We start from the raw sequence: 1,236 nt of genomic DNA on the forward strand, positions 1-1,236 counted from the left end.
AGTGCACCCCTTAGAATAGACATTGGAATAAACCCCTGGTTTATCCGATGAAATCTAAGGGGTGCATTTTTTATGCCGGCGAAAAAGGGAACAAAGTTTAACGAGTATACGTTTGAAACCAAGGTAGAGGCCATACGACTCCATATTGAAGAAGGTTGGACGTATCGTAGACTCATGGAGAAGTTTGGGATCGCAGATCGACATCGATTAAAAGAATGGATGCGCAAATACAAGCAACTCGGTGAATTCGGGCTCATGGACCAGCGAGGACGGCGTAAGGAGTATATCGACCAGGATAGGTATGTACAGAAGCTGAGACGGGAAAATGACATGCTAAAAAAGTGTTTGGAAATCTGGATACAGGAGATGAAGCACACAAATATATAACCATTGAGAAAGCTGCGAAAGACTATCCTATTAGCAAACTGTGTACGCTTTTCAAAGTCTCCAGAAGTGGATATTACGCCTTCTTAAAGCGTAGAGGAGCAGATCGAGATCGGGACGCGAAAGCACTTGTGAAGAAAGTGTATGAGCAGTATAACGGGGTCTACGGCTATCGCCAAATTCAACTATTTTTGCAGCACGATCATGGAGTCTGGATGAACCATAAAAAGGTACTTCGGCTCATGCAGGTCTTGGGAATCCGCTCACAAATTCGCCGGAAACATCGCTGCAACTATGCTTCCTCTACGAAAGGTCGTGTGGCGAAAAATCTGCTAAAACAGGATTTCAAGGCGGACAAACCTAATCAAAAATGGGTCACAGATATCACGCAATATCGTGTGGGGGATTGCTGGCTATATCTGTCTGCGATTAAAGACTTGTTCAATAACGAAATTATCGCGTACCAGATGAGCCATAGAAATGATAACGAACTGGTTTTACAGACGTTTCGACAAGCCTGGAAACAGCAAAAAGACGTGACTGGCCTCATCGTTCACAGCGACCAGGGATTCCAGTACACGTCCCATGCGTACCATGACATGCTGCCAAAGGTTGGCGCCCGGATCAGCATGTCTCGCCGAGGCAATTGTTATGATAATGCCTCGATGGAGAGCTTCTTCTCGCATCTCAAAACGGAAGGGCTCTACCCATATGATATCCGAAATATGGACGGGGCACAAAGGAGAATAGAAGAATATATTCGATTTTACAACCAATGTCGACCACAACGAAAGTTAAATAAGCTGCCTCCGAAAGAGTATCGGAAGCAGCTTATAGCCTAGGGTCTTTTTT

2 protein-coding genes are annotated in these 1,236 nt (G+C 44.8%); both read left to right on the forward strand.

From position 1 onward, the window contains the following. Positions 1 to 72: 72 nt before the first annotated feature. The gene (locus tag C1T21_RS26625) at positions 73 to 387 is read left to right on the forward strand and encodes a helix-turn-helix domain-containing protein (RefSeq protein ID WP_025722639.1); all 315 of its coding nucleotides are present in this window, start codon (positions 73 to 75) and stop codon (positions 385 to 387) included. Then, positions 342 to 1,226 carry an IS3 family transposase gene (locus C1T21_RS26630; protein WP_103050368.1) on the forward strand — a complete coding sequence of 295 codons (885 nt, stop codon included), beginning with the start codon at positions 342 to 344 and terminating at the stop codon, positions 1,224 to 1,226. The genes C1T21_RS26625 and C1T21_RS26630 overlap by 46 nt, the downstream gene beginning before the upstream one ends. Positions 1,227 to 1,236 lie beyond the last annotated feature (10 nt).

This window comes from Paenibacillus sp. F4 (assembly GCF_002894905.1).
Classification (GTDB): domain Bacteria; phylum Bacillota; class Bacilli; order Paenibacillales; family Paenibacillaceae; genus Paenibacillus; species Paenibacillus polymyxa_B.